Source organism: Paraglaciecola sp. G1-13 (assembly GCF_055809255.1).
In genome coordinates this window covers 2,721,648-2,747,118 of the sequence record NZ_CM147903.1, presented here as the reverse complement: position 1 = coordinate 2,747,118, position 25,471 = coordinate 2,721,648, and the positions used below count along the sequence as shown (strand labels likewise).

At 47.0% G+C, this 25,471-nt stretch carries 7 protein-coding genes; 4 read left to right on the top strand and 3 right to left on the bottom strand.

The window, feature by feature from the left end; all coding sequences use genetic code 11:
* Positions 1-5 precede the first annotated feature (5 nt).
* From AC0L6N_RS11495 to AC0L6N_RS11485, 3 genes are all read left to right on the top strand, one after another.
* A complete protein-coding gene (locus tag AC0L6N_RS11495; RefSeq protein WP_473474735.1) occupies positions 6-1,982 on the top strand; it encodes a GAF domain-containing hybrid sensor histidine kinase/response regulator in 1,977 nt (658 codons plus the stop codon).
* 283 nt (positions 1,983-2,265) lie between these two features.
* Positions 2,266-2,889 (top strand): transglutaminase-like cysteine peptidase, encoded by a 624-nt coding sequence (locus AC0L6N_RS11490; RefSeq protein ID WP_473481317.1) that lies wholly within the window; start codon positions 2,266-2,268, stop codon positions 2,887-2,889.
* Positions 2,890-2,920: 31 nt separating this feature from the next.
* The gene (locus AC0L6N_RS11485; RefSeq protein ID WP_473474734.1) at positions 2,921-4,843 is read left to right on the top strand and encodes a bifunctional diguanylate cyclase/phosphodiesterase; all 1,923 of its coding nucleotides are present in this window, start codon (positions 2,921-2,923) and stop codon (positions 4,841-4,843) included.
* A gap of 107 nt (positions 4,844-4,950) precedes the next feature.
* Here AC0L6N_RS11485 and AC0L6N_RS11480 read toward each other — a convergent pair whose 3' ends face one another.
* The 3 genes from AC0L6N_RS11480 to AC0L6N_RS11470 all read right to left on the bottom strand — a co-directional run bounded on the left by AC0L6N_RS11480 (position 4,951) and on the right by AC0L6N_RS11470 (position 10,014).
* The gene (locus AC0L6N_RS11480) at positions 4,951-6,372 is read right to left on the bottom strand and encodes an HlyD family type I secretion periplasmic adaptor subunit (protein ID WP_473474733.1); all 1,422 of its coding nucleotides are present in this window, start codon (positions 6,370-6,372) and stop codon (positions 4,951-4,953) included.
* The gene (locus tag AC0L6N_RS11475) at positions 6,369-8,507 is read right to left on the bottom strand and encodes a type I secretion system permease/ATPase (RefSeq protein WP_473474731.1); all 2,139 of its coding nucleotides are present in this window, start codon (positions 8,505-8,507) and stop codon (positions 6,369-6,371) included. Before AC0L6N_RS11475 ends, AC0L6N_RS11480 begins: the two co-directional genes overlap by 4 nt.
* Before the next feature lie 151 nt (positions 8,508-8,658).
* Complete coding sequence (locus tag AC0L6N_RS11470; RefSeq protein WP_473474729.1) at positions 8,659-10,014, bottom strand: TolC family outer membrane protein; 1,356 nt, start codon at positions 10,012-10,014, stop codon at positions 8,659-8,661.
* A 267-nt stretch (positions 10,015-10,281) separates the two neighbouring features.
* Between AC0L6N_RS11470 and AC0L6N_RS11465 the strand changes: the two genes are divergently transcribed.
* Positions 10,282-25,449 (top strand): Ig-like domain-containing protein, encoded by a 15,168-nt coding sequence (locus AC0L6N_RS11465; RefSeq protein ID WP_473474728.1) that lies wholly within the window; start codon positions 10,282-10,284, stop codon positions 25,447-25,449.
* Positions 25,450-25,471: the final 22 nt, after the last annotated feature.

Sequence of the window (25,471 nt, the reverse complement as noted above, 5' to 3'; positions counted from 1 at the left end):
CACTCTTGCAATTAGGCGTTGATTACTTTCAGTTAGAAATGGGCATTATTAGCCACATTGAAGACGAGCTTTACACTGTCTCCTATGCTATTTCACCTGCAAATGATTTACTTAGTGGCACCACATTCGACTTAGGTGATACTTACTGCGTACACACTCTAGCCACAAATCAAGCTCTGTCTTTTTATCACGCAGGTCAAAGTCATATTGCTCAGCATCCTTGCTACCTTAATTTGGGGCTAGAAAGTTATATCGGTGCGCCAATTGTGGTTGAAGGTAAACGCTTCGGCACGATAAATTTTTCAGCGAGTGCCCCACGCAATCAGCCTTTTAGCACTGAAGAACTGAGTTTTATCGAACTGCTTTCGCATTGGGTTGGCAATGAAATAGCCCGCCATGAGAAATTAGCGTTGTTAAAAGAACAGCAAAAATTAATGGCGCGCCAGCAAGATATATTGGAACAAATGGGTCAAGTTGCAGGTGTAGGGGCGTGGGAGCTAGATCTTGTTGACGGGAAGCTTTATTGGTCCTCGGTGATGAAAGACATTCATGAGGTAGATCAAGATTTTGTACCGGATTTAGTCAACGGATTAAATTTCTACAAAGAAGGAGAGAATCAAACCCGTATTACTCAATGCGTCAGACGCTTGATGGATCACGGCGGCAATTTCTCTGGTGAGTTTGAAATTGTCACTCAAAAAGGGACGCCCAAATGGGCGGCGGTCAAGGGCAAAGCCGAATTAGACGGGGGGAAATGTGTCCGGCTGGTGGGTGCGTTTCAAGATATCACTGAGCAAGTCAATTCACGTGAACAGCTGGAGCACAGGCACAAAGAACTGTCATTGGCGCTTGAAGCTCGCAGTTTATTTTTAGCCAACATGAGTCATGAAATTCGTACGCCCATTAACGGGGTATTGGGCATGTTGCAAATATTAGACGCCTCTTCTTTGGATAATGAACAACGACGGTTTTTGGGCTTAGCCAAAGACAGCGCCACGTCATTGCTAGGGATCATCAATGACATCTTAGATTTTACCAAAATTGACTCTGGTAAGTTGGCACTGGAAACCGTCCCCATCGACCTGAATCAGGTTCTCAATAATTGTGTTGATATCTTTAATCCACACGCAAAAGAAAAATCCATACAATTGGTTAAGCAACTCGAAAACACCCAGGGCGCCAGTATCATTACCGACCCTACGAGGCTGCGGCAAATTTGTGCTAATTTGCTGTCAAATGCGCTTAAGTTTACCCATCAAGGGCAGGTGAACATTGCGACAGAGTTGACGCTACTGCAAAAAGGCAAGGCTACATTGACCATTTTTGTAAAAGACTCCGGGGTAGGCATGACGCAAGAGCAACAAGCGCTATTATTTTCACCTTTTATCCAAGCCGATGTGTCTACCACGCGCAAATTCGGTGGCACAGGATTGGGCTTATCAATTACCCGCAAGCTTTGCCAATTGATGTCAGGGGATGTCAGCGTTAAAAGCGTACTGAACGAAGGGAGTGTGTTCTCGGCGCAAATTGAAGTGGGTATTATGGCCAAAAGTGCGCATCCTGTTGAGCCCGAACTGGCTGTATCCCAAAGTAGGGATCTAAGCGGTCTACATATATTGGTAGTTGAAGACAATGAAATCAATCAAGTGGTGATTGGTGAAATGCTTAAACAGCGACAAATAACCTATGACATCGTTAATGATGGGCTTGAAGCGCTAGCCATACTCGAAGACGAACTAAGTAGTGTGAACCCATACACGTTAATTTTGATGGATTGCCAGATGCCTAATATGGATGGATATCAAACTACCCAGCATATTAGGCAATTTTCGTCTCATGTTGCGACTATTCCTATTATCGCGCTGACCGCGAATGCATTATCAGAAGAGCGTGATAAGTGCTTTGCCAGTGGCATGAGCGAATACCTATCTAAGCCTGTTGACCAAGAAAACCTCTACGCCATGCTTGAGAAATACAGTTAATACTCTCACTCACGGTATTTCTCATAAACTAGTAATATTAAGTATTATTGATGTGATAGCTAGGATTGGGAAAGGACGTTGACTCAAATTGACTTGCGGTGATGAACAGCTAAACCAATAACATACTTAATGAATGAAATGTGGGGTGATTAGAATCAATCTTTTAAAAATAAAAAGATTTCGTCAGTATCTGTCTACAATTCTTGTATTCAGTAAAGCAATTTCCGTATCTCGCACTTTAAATCTTAGCCGTCTATGTCTCATTTTTTTTCTAACGGGTTCATTGACTAGTGCTCAGACGGTGAACGTGGAATTCGAAAAGCTGATTTCTTTACTGCATGAACAATACAATCCTATGCGAGCTACTGTGGGCCGAAAAATGCAAAGCATGCTTGAAAACCTCAAGGGGGCAGATGAAATTGTAAAAGTGAACACGGTGAACGCATTTTTTGATGAAGAGCTTACGTATCAAACCGATATTGCTTTGTGGCATGAAAAGGATTATTGGGCTAGTCCGTTGGAAACGTTAGGGAAGGGTCGTGGTGACTGTGAAGATTACGCTATTATTAAATATTTCATGCTGCGTTATTTGGGGATTGATGAAAGCCAATTACGCCTAGTTTATGTAAAAGCTCGAATTGGAGGGCCCAGAAGTAAAATTACCCAAGCCCATATGGTTTTGTCTTACTACCTTCCGAAGCAAAATGACCCTCTCATTCTTGATAGCCTTCTTGCGGATGTGGTTCCTGCGTCGCAAAGAACGGATCTGATGCCCGTCTTCAGTTTTAATACTGAAGGATTGTGGGCGAAAGGGTCAACTGAGTCTGTAGCTAGTCCGACAGCTCGCTTATCTAGGTGGCGTAATGCGCTTGAAAAAATCAAATTAGAGGGGATTACGTGGGGATGAGTTTCGTGTCAAGGCAAATGGTGGTGTATAGATGTCATTAGTCAGGCAGTTGTGGTTATCCGTCATACTAATCCTAATGGCCAGTTCACTGACTAATTTCGTTATAAGCACCTATTTCGAGCGAAAAAATTTGCAAGAACAACTCTTTTTGAAAAACGTCGATGATGTAAATTCCTTGGCAATGATGCTTTCTCAAGATGAGAAGCAATTGACGGACATCGAATTATTGATAACTGCCACGTTCGATACAGGTCACTATGAGTTCATCGAACTGATTGATCCTGCTGGTAAAAGTGTCTTCAAACGTGAGTATAAGGAAAAAACAAAGTCTAATGTGCCGGAGTTTGCACGCAGAATATTCGATTTTGAAGTGAAAACGGGTGTAGCGCAAGTGAGCAGTGGCTGGAAGCGCGTTGGCACTTTGTACCTTGCAAGCCATACCCAATATGTTCACGAAGCGTTATGGCACCGAACTAAAGCATTTTTTATCAGCTTTCTGGTTATTTCTCTAATAGCCGGTGCGATTGGCTCGTTTGTGTTGCACGTTCTTTTAAGGCCCTTGAACATGGTAGTTGAGCAGGCTCATCGTTTTTCTGAAAAACGTTTTATGACCTTACCTATTCCGCGTACCACGGAGTTTGCCAAAGTGGTTACGGCTATGAATTCATTAGCTCTGCGTTTCAAAAAAATCATAGAAGAGGGTAACAAGCGCTTAGATGAACTGCGATATAGGAGTCAGCACGATGAGTTAACAGGGTTAGCTAACTCTGAGACTTTTGATACATTGTTGGATGCTCAATTAAAATACCGTGACCGAGAGGGGCATAACGTATTGTTCATGATAAAAATCTTCGGCATGAGCGAAATATCACAGCGTCTTGATAAGCACAAAGTAAACGATATTATTGTTAATTTCACACAAGTGATTTTAGATTTTGCTAAACAGATTGAAGGGCGCTTTACCGATGTACGATTTGGCCGAGTCAGTGGATCTGAGTTTTGCATATTACTAACTGAAGCTGAAGATATTCAGCAATTAAGTGATGTCCTAGTGGATGCGGTACGCGCGTTTAAAGGGCGCTCTCGTGATACGTACGAGCTGTATGCTTTGCATGCAGGGGTATACCTCGCACCCGACGAAACACGCACTGCATTAATGCGCAGAGTACAAGCACTACTGATTAGAGCATCAAAAGAGAGGGCGCTCGCGCTAATCGATAATAAACTTACTATTGTTGCGCCATTTCAAGATGATATTCAGTGGCGAAAAGCGCTTAGTCATGCGCTGACGAGTGGTGTGCATTCAATTACTTTTCCCGTGGTTAGAAAAGATGGTAGTGCAATTCATTATCAAGCATTGATGGGCTTGGAACTGGATAATGATGTGCGCAAGGGCGGCTATTTTGTTCACTGGGCTCGTAAGCTAAATATGATCCCCCAGCTCGATTTTCGGATGATTGAGTTTATGATCTCTAAAATTGAGCAAGAAAAAAAAGCATATGACTACGCCATTTTGTTATCGCAAGAGACGATGGTCTGCGAAAAATCAGTGCAGCGTATACGAAAACTACTAACTGAACACCCTAAAGTGGCACACCATCTTTGCCTTGAAGTGAGAGAGAGTGTTGCCTCCGATCATTTTGAATTGTTCAGGCATTTCTCTGTGACATTCAAAGAAACTGGTTGTAAAATTGGTTTAAAACGGGTTGGTGATTCCTTTTCTACCCTCCTTGATTTACAAGAGTTAGGATTGGATTACATTAAAATTGATAGTGCGTTCGTGTTTAATGTTTCGATTAACGCCACTAATCAAAACTTCCTTCGTGGCTTATGTTCTTTAGCGCACTCATTGGGGATTATCGTTATCGCAGATGGGGTAACCAGTAAAGATGATGCTAAGTCACTTTATGAGAATGGCTTCGATGGGATTATTTCCCTGATGCAGCAGTTCTAACTTGTAGCTGGGTGTGATGTCAGGTTAGCGCAGTGCTATGCATACAAGCCCATATTTTTACACTCAATTGGATCTGACTTATCTAAAACTTAATTGGAGCGCTGCGATCAGCGCTCAGTCATGGCAATCGATGTGGCGCGAAGCAAAGGTTTTAAAATATAATCCAATACCGTTTTTTTGCCGGTTATAATATCTACTTGGGTTGTCATTCCTGGAATAATCTGCATGCCGTTTTTAAAGCTGTTGGAGCCAGTCTGAAGTCTAACGACATAATAGGTCTCATCATTTTCATCGGTGATGGTATCGGCGCTGATGTGAGTGACTTCGGCTTCAAGGCCACCGTATATGACAAAGTCATAGGCGGTGAATTTAACCATAGCGGTTTGCCCTGGCCTCAAAAACGCGATGTCCTTAGGTTTTATTTTAGCTTCAACGATCAGTTGATCATCCAGCGGAATAATTTCAATGACATCACTACCTGGTGGGACTACGCCTCCTATGGTATTGGTAAATAACCGCTTGATTGTGCCCTTGACCGGTGACTTTAAATCCGCTTGATACACCACATCGGCGAGGCCTGATTCTGTTTCCCTTAATGAGTTAAGCTCAATTGAAACATCACTTAACTCATCTCGCCAGCCATTGATAGTGGTCAGCTCTTTCTCTCGGATCTTAGATTTGGCCTCTTGAATAGCAGACTCATTACGACGCATAACGGATTCGTTGCGTTTTATCTCTCCTTCTATCTCAACCAGCTGCCGTTCAAGACGAATGATGTCGATATCTGAGATAGCGCCAGACTTCAGTAGTGGTCGCGTTACAGCGAGCTCTCTGTGAATTAAATCTTTTGTTCGAACGTACTGCTCTTTTGCTGATTGGGCCTCTTGCAACTCATGTTCTCGTTGCCTCGTTTGTTGCTGATACATTGAAATGTGTTGCGCTAATTCTTCTACATTGGCGGCATATTGATTTCTTTCAGAACTGACAATTTCTGGCGCTTGCTTGACTAAGTTTGCTGAGAAAATTGGAGGTGTCTTTTCGGTTAGGGCTTTCAAGCGAGCAAGTTTTGCACTGAGGGATAAAAATTGGCTGCGATTTTCTCTCAGAGACGAGATAAATCTCGTTGGGTCCAGTTTAAGGAGTACGTCCCCAGCATTTACTGTTTGCCCTTCTCGAGTCAAAATTTCTTTGACGATGCCACCGTCGTAGGATTGTACGATTTGTAGTTGGTTTGTCGGTACCACTTTGCCATCACCTCTGGTGACTTCATTGAGGGTGGCGTAGGCGGACCAAATGAGCAATACAGTCAGTGCAAAGACAATGAAGTACAGCAACATTCTAGCTTTTAAGGGGTTTTGTTGAAGTTGCTCCCAATCAGCGTCGAGTACCCAGTCATTATTTTTTGGCGGCGATAACCATCGATTAAATATTTTACCTACATAACTGTTTTTGGGCTCTTCGTTAGAACCAAATATTTCGCCAAGTTTATTAAATGAATCTTGCTCTGTGGTGGTAGGCTTTCTACTCATGATGCTGCCTTCGCTTTACCCTTTTTCAGAGCGTCGAGTACTTGCTCTTTTTTGCCTTTCATTACCAACTTGCCTGAATCTAACACGATGATTTGATTAACCATCGAGAGTAAGGACATACGGTGCGTAACCATAACCATGCTGCGCCCCTTACTGACATTTTCTAGCGCATGTTTAACGTGATCTTCAGCTTGATGATCCAAGGAGGATGTGGGTTCGTCCAGAAGTAAAAGCGGCGGATTTGCTACAATCGCTCTTGCGATGGCAACGGCCTGCTTTTGTCCCCCGGATAAATGATGGCCATGTTCACCAACCTGCATATTTAAACCGTCGGGATGGTTGTTAACCACCGACATTAACCCACTGAGTTCTAGGGCACGGTTGAGGGCTTGTGGCTCGGTATGTTTGGCTAAATACATGATATTGTCCCTAAGTGTTCCAAAGAACAGGGATATTTCTTGCGGCACATAACCTACATTATTACGCAATTCGGTTAATTCTAATTGCTGTAACTCTATACCGTCTATGTATATGTGGCCTGAAGTGGGCGTGTATAGACCCAGCAGGAGTTTTTGAATAGTGCTTTTACCTGAACCATTTTTACCTAAAATCGCTACATGATCACCAGCATTGATTTTGAAGCTCACATCAGACAACACATCTTTCGAGTCATCGTCGTAACGGAAGGAGACATTTTTAAATTCTATTTCGCCTTTAAACGCTGGGTGATGAATTTTGTGGGTGTTAACAGGTCGCTCAGAAGGTTGTTTCATTAACGCGTTGAGCACTTCCATTGAGGTAGCAGCATTGTGATATTGGGCAATGACCCCAGCGACAAGGTTGATCGGGTTCATTGCCCGGCTGCTTAGCATGTAAGCGGCGATAAGCGCGCCTTGGGAGAGTTCTCTCTCGATAATTAAATACACGCCAATAATCAAGATGACAATTCCGACTAGTTGTTGAATAAACTGCGAAACGTTACTGATTGAAGAGGAAATAAAACGAATTTGCGATTGAGTTCGCGCAAGAAATATTGTGCTTTTCTCCCAGTCGACTTGCACTTTTGACTCAGCATGAAAGCTTTTGATTTCCTCTATATTATCGATACTTTCTACTAAAATAGCGTTTCGCAGAGCCCCTGATTGCATTGCACCAGTAGATAAACTATGCAGTTTCTTTTGCGCTGAAAATGCATAGCCTAGGATCACAAGTGAACCAACAATAATCGGCAGTATCAGTATCGGGGAGATAATCGCGATGATGACACTGAATAACAGTACAAACGGTAAATCTACAAAGGAAACCAAGGTTAGGGAACTGAGTAAGGTTCGAATAGATTCAAAAGATTGAATACCACTGGCGAATGCACCAGACGACGGGGGCCGATCCATCAACCGAATGTTAAGAATTTTTTCCATAAGCGAAGAAGAGACTTTCACATCTATGCGACTAGCAGCAAGTTCTACGTAATAATTTCGCACCATCTTTAGTACCAAATCTGCAACCAAGACAATCGCGACGCCACAAGCAAGCATCCATAGTGTTTCAATGGCACCATTAGGCACAACTCTGTCATATATATTCATAACAAATAGAGGCATAGCGATAGAGAAAAAGTTGATTACTACCGCGGAGATGATGACATCTCTGTACAGTCCTCTACATTCCTTTATAACGCTCCAAAACCAATGGCCAGTCGTCTCTTTTTCTATGGTTGGAGCCCGTTTATCAAATTGATGTTTGGGGCGGGCAAAAATAATTTGACCCGTAAAGCGTTTTGATAACGACTCGATTGATTCGTCCACATCTGCGCCAGGTAAGTCAGGATAGATAGCCTTAGCTGTTTTATTTTCATTGTCTAAGCTGAGAAGAACACACGCCGTATTATTATTAAGGATCAACACCGCAGGTAAAAGTGAGGGATTAATTTGTTCAAACGTGCGTGTGGCGATTTTTGATTTAAGACCTGCTCGTTCAGCTGCTCTTGAAAATATTGACGGAGTGAGGTCCCCGTCCACTAAAGGTAAACCTGAAAGTAAAACATCTTTTGAATAGATCATATTGTAGTGTTCACATATTACATATAAGCAACTACTCAAATCTTCTGTTGTTGGTTTCCCCGAGGTACTTTCCATAATTCACTCTCGATAACTATTTTTCGATCAATTCAACTTGCGCTTTGTTATAACTTTTTATATTTTTGTATCGATATTGAAATGATACTTTATATTTTGATATTACGTTCTTTAATATTTAAGTAGTATGGGGGTAATTCAAAATGCCCTGTTAATTTTTAGGACATGAATATTTAATGTCAGAATGTATATCTACTTTGTCTGAATCGTTAATGTTTGGTAAGTTGTTAAGTGAAATGTTTAAGCTTTTAACCAATATTCCAATTTCGGCTAACACATTTATTAACGCCTGTTTTTGACGATATTGTGCATCGATATATGCACGGCTAGATTCAAAGTATTCGTTCTCCGCATCAAGTACATCTAGCAAAGTACGCTGTCCAATATCGAACTGATCTTTGTATGCTGTTTTGACCCGACTAGACGATAATTTGTGTTGATTCAATATCGGTAAAAGACGATTGGACGTCGTGTATTCATTGAATGCAATTTGAATGTTTTGACGCACATCGCGACAGGTTTTATCTCTAAGATCCTTGGCCACATTGACCTGTTCTTGAGCTTGCTTTATCGACGCTTTGTCTTGACCGCCGCGGAATAGATTGTAGCGAAACTGAAGCCCAACTGAGCCTTCAGTTATAGTGTTGTTTAAACCGAACTGGTCTCTGCTTTGACTACCGTAACTAGCGATGAAATCGACCTGAGGTTTATAGTTCGATTTCTGTGTTTTCACCCCTAATTTTTCAGCTTCGATATTGTGCATGCTGGCGAAAAAGGAAGGACTGGTGCGATACGTTTTTTCTAGTACTTCTTTCAACTCATTTGGTATTTGGAGATCTTGAGTGGGGATAGCTTGTAAATTATCTGCAGGGTAACGACCCACTATGCGCAAGAACCTAGCGCTCACGTCGTAAAGGTTGTTGACGTCAGTAATGACGTTGGATTCAGAGAGCGCTAAACGCCCGTTGATTTGCTCTAGATCTGCGGCTCTTGAGACCCCGGCACTGACACTTTCTTCAATTTGTGAAAACACTTTTTCATGGGTATTAAGGTTGTCTTCTGCAAGCTTGACCAAAGCCTGATACTGCTGAACGTCTAAGTATGCCAAAGCGGTATCTCTTGCTGCCGTTTCGACGCTGTTGGTAAATTCAAAGTACCTAACCATTTGAACTTGTCTGAAGCGATTAACCTCGTGTTTCACACGCGAACCATTATACAAGGACTGGGTTAATACCATTTCCACATCATTACTCGAAAATTCGGTGTCACTACCGTAATTGCGATCTTTATACTGCATATTCGCCACTAAATCGACGGTCGGTTTATTACCCGACTTGGCAACCCTTAGACTATGCTTGGCTGCACGGAATGTATGCCAAGTTGCTTGGACGTCTGGATTGGTCTCTAGTGCATCATAAATTGCGCTGGCAACGCTATCGTTATCTTTAGCGTAAGTTTTTGACGATAATAACAAAGTGACGGCGAAGAAAAATTTGTAAAAATTCATAGTTAATACTCGTTTGAATTGTTTGTTAACAAAATCCTTATGTGAAAAATTTTTTTAATGCATTTTTAGATGAGATTTTATTTAAATATTTTCTAACGGTAGTCGGAAATTGAAAATTAGCAAGATGAAAATTTTAAATTAAAAAAATAAGAAATATCCTAAGCTTAAGTTGTATATTCATAAGTTGAAACAACTCTGGACGGATAGACGAAGTTAATTTTTTAACTAAACTCTATCAAAGTCTTTGTTTAATATTTTGAGGTTTTTATGGCTGATATTGAATATATCGTAGAACGTATTGATGGTGATGATTCAATTACCGTAATAGACGAAAAGGGTGATATTCGGTTTGTTTCAGAAGGTGAAATTGTCAGTATTGGTGATACCATTTTATCTTTTGAAGGGGGCCAAGTCGTTTTAAGAGCCAATGGGCAGAGTATCGTTCTTGATAATAGTATTGATGTGTTTATTGGAACCGATCTTGCGCCTGAACAAAATATTCAATCCGATGAAGAATCTCAAATAGACAGCGATGAAGATTTTTTAGCCTTACTTGATGGGGATGGTGACCTGCTTGACTCATTAGAATCTACAGCTGCTGGGTCCGATTCAGGTGGTGAAAGTGGTGACGGTTCAACATTCGTGCGTGTCGACCGAATATCGGAAGAGATTGATCCCATCGAATTTGAATATAACCAAGCCGTTATTGAAACCACTGAATTAGACACTCAAGAGGTACTTGCAGCAGATTTTGATATTGAATTCGACCTACCTGATGAAATTAATGATGCTACTCCAACCTTCACCGGAACAACGTCAGCGCCCGAGGGCACGCTTGTCCAAGTGGTGGTCACAGATCAAAATGGGAATGCTCAAAACTTAACAAGTGTGGTGCAAGACGATGGTACATTTACGGTTAATGTCGATGGTACTTTATCGGAAGGTACGTTTACAGTCGATGCAAGTATTACCGATGATCAAGGTAATACTACAACGGTTTCCGTTAATTCTGCTGTCGATGTTACTCCTCCAATTATAGATAATATAGCCATCAGTGATGATTCAAATACGCCAACTGTTTCAGGTCAGACGGACACTTTGCCCGGTACGCAAGTGACTATCACGGTCACTGACGCCAACGGTAACATCGAAGTGATCAATGCGATTGTACAGGACAACGGAAGTTTTAATGGCACGCCAGTGACACCATTAACAGAAGGAGACTTTGCAGTCGTCGCCGAAGTCACAGATAGTGCCGGTAATACCACATCTGTAACATCAACAGGTAACGTGGACACCGCTGCACCTTCGGTGACAGATACAACCAACCCAAGCAGTAACAGCGATACACCGTTATTGACCGGGACCAGCAACGCTGAGCCAGGCAGTGAGGTCACCATCACGGTGACCGATGCTAACGGTGACAGCCAAGTCATCAATGCCGTGGTGCAAGAGGATGGCACCTATTCTGGCAGTCCAGCCAATGCTTTAGCAGAGGGAGAGTTTACGCTTGTCACGCAAATTACCGACCAAGCCGGCAATACCACATCTGTAACAACAACAGGTAATGTGGATACCACAGCACCTTCGGTGACAGATACAACCAACCCAAGCATTAATAGCGATACACCGTTATTGATCGGTACCAGCAACGCTGAGCCAGGCAGTGAGGTCATCATCACGGTGACCGATGCTAACGGTGACAGCCAAGTCATCAATACCGTGGTGCAAGAGGATGGCACCTATTCTGGCAGTCCAGCCAATGCTTTAGCAGAAGGAGAGTTTACGCTTGTCACGCAAATTACCGACCAAGCCGGCAATACCACATCTGTAACATCAACAGGTAATGTGGATACTACAGCACCTTCGGTGACAGATACATCAACACCAAGCAGCAATAGCGACACGCCAACACTCACCGGTACAACAGATGCTGAATCAGGCAGCAATGTCACGATGACAGTGACCGATGCGAACGGTGACAGCCAAGTCATCAATGCCGTGGTGCAAGAGGATGGCACCTATTTTGGCAGTCCAGCCAATGCTTTAGCAGAGGGAGAGTTTACGCTTGTCACGCAAATTACCGACCAAGCTGGCAATACCACATCTGTAACATCAACAGGCAAGGTGGACACCACTGCGCCTTCGGTGACAGATACATCAACACTAAGCAGCAATAGCGACACGCCAACATTCATCGGTACAACAGATGCTGAACCAGGCAGTGAGGTCATCATCACGGTGACCGATGCTAACGGTGACAGCCAAGTCATCAATGCCGTGGTGCAAGAGGATGGCACCTATTCTGGCAGTCCAGCCAATGCTTTAGCAGAAGGAGAGTTTACGCTTGTCACGCAAATTACCGACCAAGCCGGCAATACCACATCTGTAACATCAACAGGCAACATAGATACCACAGCACCGGTTTTAACCGTGGATGCGCCTGATAATAGCAATGATGCGACGCCAACGATCACAGGAACAACCGATGTACCGGCCAATTCAGTTGTCAATCTTAGTGTCACCGGTAGCGATGGTGCAGTGCAAATATTGAGTGCGACTGTGCAAGCAAACGGTACCTATAGTGTTGATGTTCCCAATGATTTAGCTGAGGGTGATTATACTGTTGCTGCGACGGTAGCCGATGCCGCTGGCAACGAAGTGAATGCAAATGATATTGGCAGCATAGATACCACAGCACCGGTTTTAACCGTGGATGTGCCAGATAACACCAATGATGCCACGCCAACGATTACGGGCACCACAAACGCGCTAGAAAATGCCACTGTGAATATTACCGTGACGGGTAGCAATAATGTGGTGCAAACATTGAGCGCCACCGTACAAGCCAATGGTACCTATAGTGTTGATGTTCCCGATGATTTAGCTGAAGGGGACTACATTGTTGCTGCGACCGTAGCCGATGCCGCTGGTAACGAGGCGAATGCAAATGATACTGGCAATATAGATACCACCGCACCGGTTTTAACCGTGGATGCGCCAGATATCTCTAACGATAATACCCCGATCATTTCCGGAACGACAGATACTCCTCTAGGTACTGAAGTCAAGATTGAGGTTACTGATAGCAATGGCGCGACACAGTCACTCATAGCGTTGGTGCAAGTAGATGGAAGTTTTAGTGTTGAAATCGACACGCCATTAGCAGACGGGGCGTTCACATTGAACGTGTCTGTAGAAGATGAAGCAGGTAACACAACCAATGTTACAGCAAGTGGGGAAGTGAATAGCGCCCTACCTAATCTGAGCGTAAACGAGTTACCTAGTGGTAATGATGGAACCCCCATAATAAGTGGAACAACGGACGCGCCTGTTGGTTCGTCGGTTAATATCACTATCACTGACAGCAATGGCGTTATTCAGACCCTCAATACAAGTGTACAAGTTGATGGGAGCTACAGCGTTGAAGTGCCAGCGATATTAGAAGATGGCACTTATAATGTTTCTGTAACAGTTGATGACGGTTTAGGAAATCAGGCCCAAGTATCAGCAACTGGCACTATTGATACAACAGCACCAACGCTGACGGTGGATGCGCCTGAAAATAGCAATGATGTAACGCCAACGATCACTGGAACAACAGATGCACCGCCCAATTCAGTCGTTGAGCTTACTGTTACAGGCAGCGATGGTGCGGTGCAAACATTGAGTGCGACTGTGCAAGCAAACGGTACCTATAGTGTTGATGTTCTCAATGATTTAGCTGAGGGTGATTACACTGTTACCGCGACAGTAGCCGATGCCGCTGGCAACGAGGCGAATGCAAATGATACTGGCAACATAGATACCACAGCACCAATTGTAACCGTGGATGTGCCAGATAATAGCAATGATGCCACGCCAACGATCACAGGCACAACCGATGTACCGGCCAATTCAGTTGTCAATCTTAGTGTCACCGGTAGCGATGGTGCGGTGCAAACATTGAGTGCCACTGTGCAAGCAAACGGTACCTATAGTGCTGATGTTCTCAATGATTTAGCTGAGGGTGATTACACTGTTGCTGCGACGGTAGCCGATGCCGCTGGCAACGAGGCGAATGCAAATGATACTGGCAACATAGATACCACAGCACCGGTTTTAACCGTGGATGCGCCTGATAATAGTAATGATGCCACGCCAACGCTCACAGGAACAACCGATGTACCGGCCAGTTCGATCGTTGAGCTTACTGTTACAGGCAGTGATGGTGCAGTGCAAATATTGAGTGCGACTGTGCAAGCAAACGGTACCTATAGTGTTGATGTACCCAATGATTTAGCTGAAGGTGATTACACTGTTGCCGCGAGCGTAGCCGATGCTACTGGCAACGAGGCGAATGCAAATGATACTGGCAACATAGATACCACAGCACCGGTTTTAACCGTGGATGCGCCAGATAACAGCAATGATGCGACGCCAACCATTACTGGCACCACAAACGCGCCAGAAAATGCCACTGTGAATATTACCGTGACGGGTAGCAATAATGTGGTGCAAACATTGAGCGCCACCGTACAAGCCAATGGTACCTATAGTGTTGATGTTCCCGATGATTTAGCTGAAGGGGACTACATTGTTGCTGCGACCGTAGCCGATGCCGCTGGTAACGAGGCGAATGCAAATGATACTGGCAATATAGATACCACAGCACCGGTTTTAACCGTGGATGCGCCAGATATCTCTAACGATAATACCCCGATCATTTCCGGAACGACAGATACTCCTCTAGGTACTGAAGTCAAGATTGAGGTTACTGATAGCAATGGCGCGACACAGTCACTCATAGCGTTGGTGCAAGTAGATGGAAGTTTTAGTGTTGAAATCGACACGCCATTAGCAGACGGGGCGTTCACATTGAACGTGTCTGTAGAAGATGAAGCAGGTAACACAACCAATGTTACAGCAAGTGGGGAAGTGAATAGCGCCCTACCTAATCTGAGCGTAAACGAGTTACCTAGTGGTAATGATGGAACCCCCATAATAAGTGGAACAACGGACGCGCCCGTTGGTTCGTCGGTTAATATCACTATCACTGACAGCAATGGCGTTATTCAGACCCTCAATACAAGTGTACAAGTTGATGGGAGCTACAGCGTTGAAGTGCCAGTGATATTAGAAGATGGCACTTATAATGTTTCTGTAACAGTTGATGACGGTTTAGGAAATCAGGCCCAAGTATCAGCAACTGGCACTATTGATACAACAGCACCAACGTTGACAGTGGATGCGCCTGAAAATAGCAATGATGTAACGCCAACGATCACTGGAACAACAGATGCACCGCCCAATTCAGTCGTTGAGCTTACTGTTACAGGCAGCGATGGTGCGGTGCAAACATTGAGTGCGACTGTGCAAGCAAACGGTACCTATAGTGTTGATGTTCTCAATGATTTAGCTGAGGGTGATTACACTGTTGCTGCGACGGTAGCCGATGCCGCTGGCAACGAGGCGAATGCAAATGATACTGGCAACATAGATACCACAGCACCAATTGTAACCGTGGATGTGCCAGATAATAGCAATGATGCCACGCCAACGATCACAGGCACAACCGATGTACCGGCCAATTCAGTTGTCAATCTTAGTGTCACCGGTAGCGATGGTGCAGTACAAACATTGAGTGCGACTGTGCAAGCAAACGGTACCTATAGTGTTGATGTACCCAATGATTTAGCTGAGGGTGATTATACTGTTGCTGCGACGGTAGCCGATGCCGCTGGCAACGAGGCGAATGCAAATGATACTGGCAACATAGATACCACAGCACCGGTTTTAACCGTGGATGCGCCCGATAATAGTAATGATGCGACGCCAACCATTACTGGCACCACAAACGCGCCACAAAATGCCACGGTATCCATCCTCATTACGGATGCCAATGGAGTAGTGCAAACCCTCAGCGCCACAGTGCAAGCCAATGGCACCTACAGCGTGAATGTGCCTAACGCTTTAGCAGAGGGGGACTTTACTGTTGAAGCGAGTATCACGGACGCCGCAGGTAATGACGCTAGTGCAAATGATAGCGGTAATGTGGATACTCTATACCCAAATTTGATTTTAGACGCTCCGGACAATAGCGCAGATACAACTCCCATTATCTCAGGCTCGACGAATGCACCGGAAGGCTCCTCTGTTCAGATAACCGTAACTGATAGCGCAGGTAACGTTCAGGTAGTAGATACCTTAGTGCTTAATGATGGTTCTTTCACAATCGAGGTAAGCGGCGCGTTAGCTGAAGGCGTTTTCAGCGTTGAAGCAAATGTTAGCGATCAAGCTGGAAACCAAGCAAGTATTACCGACACAGGCAGTGTCGACACGGTCGCCCCCACACTCACAGTGGATGCCCCTGATAACAGCAATGGTGCCACGCCGACGATTGCAGGGAATACCGATGCGCCAGTAGGGTCAACAGTGACTATTGCGGTGACGGGCAGTGATAATGTCGTACAAACCCTCACGGCGACAGTGCAGCCGGATGGCAGTTTCTATGTAGACGTGCCCAGTGATTTAGCCGAAGGTGCTTACACCGCTGATGTGACAGTGGCTGACGCGGCAGGCAATAGCACCACACAAACCGATACAGGCAGTGTGGACACGGTCGCGCCCACCCTGACAGTGGATGCGCCCGATAACAGCAATGATGCCACGCCAACCATTACGGGCACGACGAACGCACCAGAAAATGCCACGGTATCCATCCTCATCACGGATGCCAATGGGGTAGAGCAAACCTTGAGCGCCACAGTGCAAGCCAATGGCACGTACAGCGTGGATGTGCCGAGTGATTTAGCACAAGGCAACTACACAGCTCAAGCAACTATCATAGATACCGCAGGCAACAGCACAACCAAAACAGACACAGGTAGTGTAGACACAGTCGCGCCCACCCTGACAGTGGATGCGCCCGATAACAGCAACGATGCCACGCCAACGATTACGGGCACCACCAACGCGCCAGAAAATGCCACGGTGAATATTACTGTGACGGGCAGCAATAATGTAGTGCAAACGGTGAGTGCTACGGTACTTGCCAATGGCACCTTCAGCGTAGATGTGCCCAGTGATTTAGCTGAAGGTGCTTACACAGTTGAAGCGACTATCACAGATACCGCAGGCAACAGCACAACCGAAACAGACACAGGCAGTGTGGATACTGTTGCGCCGACGATTACGGTAGATGCCCCCGATAACAGCAGTGACGCCACCCCGACGATTGCGGGTAATACCAATGCCCCTGTAGGGTCAACGGTGACTATCACGGTGACGGGCAGTGACACAGTGGTACAAACCCTCACGGCGACAGTGCAGCCAGATGGCAGTTTCCATGTAGATGTGCCAAGTGCACTGGAAGAAGGCGCTTATACGGTTGAAGCAGCGGTAGCGGATGCCGCGGGTAACCCTGCCTCAGCCAATGATACAGGTAGTGTAGACACGGTCGCGCCCACCTTGACAGTGGATGCGCCCGATAACAGCAATGATGCTACGCCAACCATTACGGGCACGACGAACGCACCAGAAAATGCCACGGTGAATATTACTGTGACGGGCAGCAATGATGTAGAGCAAACCTTGAGCGCCACAGTGCAAGCCAATGGTAGCTACAGCGTGGATGTGCCGAGTGATTTAGCACAAGGCAGCTACACAGCTCAAGCGACCATCACAGATACCGCAGGCAACAGCACAACCGAAAGCGATACAGGCAGTGTGGACACGGTCGCGCCCACCCTGACAGTGGATGCACCGGATAACAGCGATGACGCGACGCCAACGATTACGGGCACCACAAATGCGCCGGAAAATGCCACGGTGAATATTACCGTGACGGGTAGCAATAATGTGGTGCAAACATTGAGCGCCACCGTACAAGCCAATGGCTCCTATAGTGTTGATGTGCCCAATGATTTAGCCGAAGGAGCTTACACGGCTGAAGCAACCATCACAGATACGGCAGGCAACAGCACAACCGAAACAGACACAGGCAGTGTCGACACGGTTGCGCCGACGATTACGGTAGATGCCCCCGATAACAGCAGTGATGCCACGCCGACCATTGCAGGGAATACCAATGCGCCAGTGGGCTCCACGGTGAGCATTACAGTAACGGGCAGTGGTAATGTCGTACAAACCCTCACGGCGACAGTACAACCTGATGGCAGTTTCCATGTAGACGTGCCCAGTGATTTAGCTGAAGGTGCTTACACCGTTGATGTGACAGTGGCTGACGCGGCAGGCAATAGCGCCACACAAACCGATACAGGCAGTGTAGACACGGTCGCGCCCACCTTGACAGTGGATGCGCCCGATAACAGCAATGATGCGACGCCGACCATTACCGGTACGACGAACGCGTCAGAAAATGCCACCGTATCCATTCTCATCACGGATGCAAATGGTGTCGAGCAAACCCTCAGCGCCACCGTACAAGCCAATGGCACCTACAGCGTGGATGTGCCGAACGATTTAGCCGAGGGTACGTATACCGTCACAGCAGCTATATCTGATAGTGCTGGGAATGAAACGAGTGTTTCTCAAGCGGGAAGTGTGGATACTGTTCCCCCAACCTTGATCATCAATGCCCCTGATAATACTAACGATACAACCCCGACGATCAATGGCAGCACCGATGCAAATCCTGGTCTAAATGTGAGCATCACGGTGACTGATAGCAATAATATTTCCCAAACATTCAATGCGACAGTGCAGCCTGACGGACACTTTTCAGCAGACGTGCCTGGCGTTATGGCGGATGGCAATTTCACGGTGAGTGCAACCGTTGTCGATGCCGCGACCAACTCTACAACCGCTGTTGATAGTGGTTCTATTGACTCTACGGTCCCGAGTTTAACGCTATCTTTACCCGCAAACACGAATGACGATACGCCCACCTTGAATGGTACAACTGATGCCTCATTGGATGGCTCAACAGTGCTTATTACCGTAACTGATAGTCAAGGAGCTACTCAAAACCTTTCTACTGTCGTTCAATCCAATGGTAGTTTTTCTATAGATGTGCCTGGAGTATTAGCTGATGGAAGCTACTCGGTAACCGCCACGGTAGATGATGGCAATGGCAATGTAGCCAGTGCAACTGACTCTGGAAATATTGATACTATTGATCCAACGTTATCTTTGATTATTCCTTCTGGGGCTGATGACACAACGCCATTAATTAGCGGTTCAACTAACGTAGCGCCAGGCTCGACAGTCACTATCACCGTGACAGACAGCCAAGGTGCAGTTCAAAATCTTTCTGCAACGGTTCTAGCGAATGGCAGTTACTCCGTTGAGGTGCCCGTTGAGTTAGGTCAAGGGGCATATAGTGTCTCTGCGACCGCGACCGACGCGGCAGGCAATAGCACAACAGAAACCGACACAGGCAGTGTAGACACAGTCGCGCCCACCCTGACAGTGGATGCGCCCGATAACAGCAATGATGCCACGCCGACCATTACCGGCACGACGAACGCGCCAGATAATGCCACGGTCTCCATCCTCATCACGGATGCCAATGGGGTAGAGCAAACCCTTAGCGCCACAGTGCAAGCCAATGGCACGTACAGCGTGGATGTGCCGAACGATTTAGCACAAGGCAACTACACAGCTCAAGCGACCATCACAGATATCGCAGGTAACAGTGCAACAGAAACCGATACAGGCAGCGTAGACACGGTCGCGCCCACCCTGACAGTGGACGCGCCCGATAACAGCAACGATGCCACGCCAACGATTACGGGCACCACCAACGCGCCAGAAAATGCCACGGTGAATATTACTGTGACGGGCAGTGATAATGTGGTGCAAACATTGAGCGCCACCGTGCAAGCCAATGGCACCTACAGCGTAGATGTGCCCAGTGATTTAGCTGAAGGTGCTTACACAGTTGAAGCAACCATCACAGATACCGCAGGCAACAGCACAACCGAAAGCGACACAGGCAGTGTGGATACTGTTGCGCCGACGATTACGGTAGATGCCCCCGATAACAGCAGTGACGCCACCCCGACGATTGCGGGTAATACCAATGCGCCAGTGGGCTCCACGGTGAGCATTACAGTAACGGGCAGTGACACAGTGGTGCAAACCCTCACGGCGACAGTGCAGCCAGATGGCAGTTTCCATGTAGATGTGCCAAGTGCACTGGAAGAAGGCGCTTATACGGTTGAAGCAGCGGTAGCGGATGCCGCGGGTAACCCTGCCTCAGCCAATGATACAGGTAGTGTAGACACGGTCGCGCCCATCTTGACAGTGGATGCGCCCGATAACAGCAATGATGCGACGCCAACCATTACTGGCACGACGAACGCGCCAGAAAATGCCACAGTATCTATCCTCATCACGGATGCCAATGGGGTAGAGCAAACCTTCAGCGCCACAGTGCAAGCCAATGGCACGTACAGCGTGGATGTGCCCAGTGATTTAGCCGACGGTGCTTACACAGTGGACGCCAGCGTTACAGATCCAGCAGGCAACAGCACAACCGAAAGCGATACAGGCAGCGTAGACACGGTCGGGCCCACTCTGACAGTGGACGCGCCAGATAACAGCAATGACGCCACGCCAACGATTACGGGCACCACCAACGCGCCAGAAAATGCCACGGTGAATATTACTGTGACGGGCAGTGATAATGTGGTGCAAACATTGAGCGCCACCGTGCAAGCCAATGGCACCTACAGCGTAGATGTGCCCAGTGATTTAGCTGAAGGTGCTTACACAGTTGAAGCAACCGTCACAGATACCGCAGGCAACAGCACAACCGAAACAGACACAGGCAGTGTGGATACAGTCGCGCCCACATTGACAGTGGATGCACCCGATAACAGCAATGACGCCACGCCGACCATTGCAGGGAATACCAATGCGCCAGTAGGGTCAACAGTGACTATTACGGTGACGGGCAGCGACACAGTGGTACAAACCCTCACGGCGACAGTACAACCTGATGGCAGTTTCCATGTAGACGTGCCCAGTGATTTAGCCGAAGGTGCTTACACCGTTGATGTGACAGTGGCTGACGCAGCAGGCAATAGCACAACCGAAAGCGATACAGGCAGTGTGGACACCGTCGCGCCCACCTTGACAGTGGATGCGCCCGATAACAGCAATGATGCGACGCCGACCATTACCGGTACGACGAACGCGCCAGAAAATGCCACGGTCTCCATCCTTATCACCGATGCCAATGGTGTCGAGCAAACGGTGAGTGCCACGGTGCAAGCCAATGGCACCTACAGCGTGGATGTGCCGAGTGATTTAGCACAAGGCAACTACACAGCTCAAGCGACCATCACAGATACCGCAGGCAACAGCACAACCGAAACAGACACAGGTAGTGTGGACACAGTCGCGCCCAGCCTGACAGTGGATGCGCCCGATAACAGCAACGATGCCACGCCAACGATTACGGGCACCACAAATGCGCCAGAAAATGCCACTGTGAATATTACCGTGACGGGCAGTGATAATGTGGTGCAAACCATCAGTGCCACCGTGCAAGCCAATGGCACCTACAGCGTGGATGTGCCGAGTGATTTAGCCGAAGGAGCTTACACGGCTGAAGCAACCATCACAGATACGGCAGGCAACAGCACAACCGAAACAGACACAGGCAGTGTCGACACGGTTGCGCCTACATTGACAGTGGATGCCCCCGATAACAGCAGTGATGCCACGCCGACGATTGCGGGTAATACTAATGCGCCAGTGGGCTCCACGGTGAGCATTACAGTAACGGGCAGTGATAATGTCGTACAAACCCTCACGGCGACAGTTCAACCTGATGGCAGTTTCCATGTAGACGTGCCCAGTGATTTAGCTGAAGGTGCTTACACCGTTGATGTGACAGTGGCTGACGCGGCAGGCAATAGCACCACACAAACCGATACAGGCAGTGTGGACACCGTCGCGCCCACCCTGACAGTGGATGCGCCCGATAACAGCAATGATGCCACGCCAACCATTACCGGCACGACGAACGCGCAAGTGAATTCCACGGTCTCCATACTCATCACCGATGCCAATGGGGTAGAGCAAACCCTCAGCGCCACCGTACAAGTCAATGGCACCTACAGCGTGGATGTGCCGAGTGATTTAGCTGAAGGTGCTTACACAGTGGACGCCAGCATTACAGATACGGCAGGCAACAGCACAACACAAAGCGACACGGGTAGTGTCGACACTGCTGAGCCAATTATTGCTTTAACCGTGGTGGGTGAAGTGGAATCTGGTTTTCCTATTATCTCTGGTACTTGCTCTGAGCCTCAAGGTACGATCGTTTCAGTGCTTGTGACTGATTCTAATAACGTTGAATTCATTTTGTCTGCACAAGTAGATGCCAATGGATTATTTACGGTTGCTATTCCTGTCACCGCTGCTGACGGGGATGCAACAGCTGTAGTCAGCGTTACGGACTTAGCAGGAAATGAGACCATCGTTAATGCCACAGTACCAATTGATCTAACCTCTCCAGTGATTACGTTAGAAACGTTAGGTGATATTGACGTAAATGCAGACTTGCCTTCTATGACTGGCACTTGCTCAGAGCCTGTTGGTACTGTGGTTAGCGTGACCTTAACTGACTCACAAGGGAGTGAGTTTAACTTGACCACAACCGTTGGCGTCGGTGGCTTGTTTACTGTGCTAATCCCAGCAACAGTCGCAGAGGGGGATGCCTCTGCGGTTGTTAGCATTACAGACATCGCGGGTAACGAAACCATCGTTAATGCCACGGTACCGATTGATTTAACTGCGCCATTGGTCACATTGGATAAACTCGGTGACATCGATCTGAACTTAGGGCTACCTGTGATTACAGGTACCTGTAGTGAGCCTCAAGGTACTGAAGTGCGCGTGACGCTAACTGACTTCGGGGGGGATGAGCATGTCTTAACCGCCACGGTGGGAATTGGTGGTCTGTTTACAGTCGCTGTGCCCATCACCGTGGCAGAGGGGGAGGCCTCTGCGGTTGTGAGTATCACGGACATCGCTGGCAACGAAACCATCGTTAATGCCACCGTACCAATCGATTTAACCGCGCCGTTAGTCACTTTGGATAAACTTGGTGATATCGATGTGAACCTAGGGTTGCCGGTGATTACGGGCACCTGTAGTGAGCCACAAGGTACAGAAGTGCGCGTGACGCTAACTGACTTCGTGGGGGATGAGCATGTCTTAACCGCCACGGTGGGGGTAGGCGGTTTGTTTACTGTTGCTGTGCCATTAACGGTAGCCGAAGGGGATGCCTCTGCGGTTGTGAGTATCACGGACATCGCTGGCAACGAAACCATCGTTAATGCCACCGTACCAATCGATTTAACCGCGCCGTTAGTCACTTTAGATAAACTGGGTGATATCGATCTGAACCTAGGGTTGCCGGTGATTACAGGCACCTGTAGTGAGCCTCAAGGTACAGAAGTGCGCGTGACGCTAACTGACTTCGTGGGGGATGAGCATGTCTTAACCGCTACGGTGGGAATTGGCGGTTTGTTTACTGTTGCTGTGCCATTAACGGTAGCCGAAGGGGATGCCTCAGCGGTCGTGAGTATCACGGATATCGTGGGCAACGAAACCATCGTTAATGCCACCGTGCCGATTGATTTAACTGCGCCATTGGTCACTTTGGATAAACTGGGTGAGATTGACGTGAACTTAGGGCTTCCTGTTATCGCGGGCACCTGTAGTGAGCCGCAAGGTACAGAAGTGCGCGTGACTTTAACTGACTTTTTGGGCATTAATCACACCTTAACCGCCACGGTGGGAATTGGCGGTTTGTTTACTGTCGCTGTGCCTATCACCGTGGCAGAAGGGGATGCCTCTGCGGTTGTGAGTATCACGGATATCGCGGGCAACGAAACCATCGTTAATGCCACGGTACCAATCGACTTAACCGCGCCGTTAGTCACTTTGGATAAACTGGGTGATATCGATGTGAACCTAGGGTTGCCGGTGATTACAGGGTCCTGTAGTGAGCCTCAAGGTACTGAAGTGCGCGTGACGCTAACTGACTTCGTGGGGGATGAGCATGTCTTAACCGCTACGGTGGGAATTGGCGGTTTGTTTACTGTCGCTGTGCCTATCACCGTGGCAGAAGGGGATGCCTCAGCGGTCGTGAGTATCACGGATATCGCGGGCAACGAAACCATCGTCAATGCCACCGTACCAATCGATTTAACCGCCCCGTTAGTTTCCTTAGATAAACTCGGTGACATCGATCTGAACTTAGGGCTACCTGTTATCACGGGCACCTGTAGTGAGCCACAGGGCACAGAAGTGCGCGTGACGCTAACTGACTTCGTGGGCATTGATCACACCTTAACCGCTACGGTGGGAATTGGTGGGCTGTTTACTGTTGCTGTGCCTATCACCGTGGCAGAGGGGGATGCCTCTGCGGTTGTTAGCATTACGGACATCGCAGGTAACGAAACCATCGTTAATGCCACGGTACCGATTGATTTAACTGCGCCATTGGTCACTTTGGATAAACTTGGTGAGATTGACGTGAACTTAGGGCTGCCGGTGATTACGGGTACCTGTAATGAACCTGCCGGGTCTTTAGTTTCACTCACGCTAACAGATGAAGGTGGTACTGATCATATATTAACGTCCACTGTATTAGATGGAGGCCTAATTTCAGTTGCTGTGCCGCTTGCCTTAGCACAAGTTATTGAAGGAGAGGTTGATATTGCCTTGAGTGTCACTGATGCAGCAGGTAATCAACGTACAGAAACATCTCAAGGGCTAATTGATATTACAGCACCGACCTTAACCTTTGATGATTTTAGTCTGTTTAACGTACTTGCTGGAACCTATACGTTAACTGGGAGTAGTTCAGAGCCTGCAGGTACTATAGTGTCGATCAATATAAGCGCGTTAGGCTTAGTTACCATTGATACGCAAGCAGTAGTGCAGGAAGGTGGCGGGTTTAGTGTGTTAGTCGAAATAGGACTATTGCCAGATTTACTTAATATTGAAGGCAGTGTGACTGATATATCAGGCAACACGACGAGTGCTGTTAATACATATAGCTTGCTCGACGGACTTCTAGCTGCGCCTAACGCCCCCTCAGCCAAAACAGCAGTTGATCCCGTTGCAGAAGAGGAAACGCTTAATTTTGCCCTAGACGATGAGGATAAAATTAACCTGTCCTTCGCGATAGAAGAAAGCAATACAGAGATAGGGGCTCAAAGCACAGATAATGTATCAGAGGTGAACGACGAAAGTGCCGAGGTAACACTGGATATTGCTGATCTCATAACGGATCCTGCTGATGAGCTTTTCACCACCCCTGAAGATGCGGAGGTGGTTAGTGTGATGAAAAATGCCGAATCTAGTGCAGCATCTGAGCCGGCAACAGATACAGTCAGCGTGTCTTTTGCCGATCAAGAGCTTCTGAAAAGCTTAGTGCAAAACAATAGTTTAACGATAGAGGCGTAAAAACGACTGCAACCGCCTCACC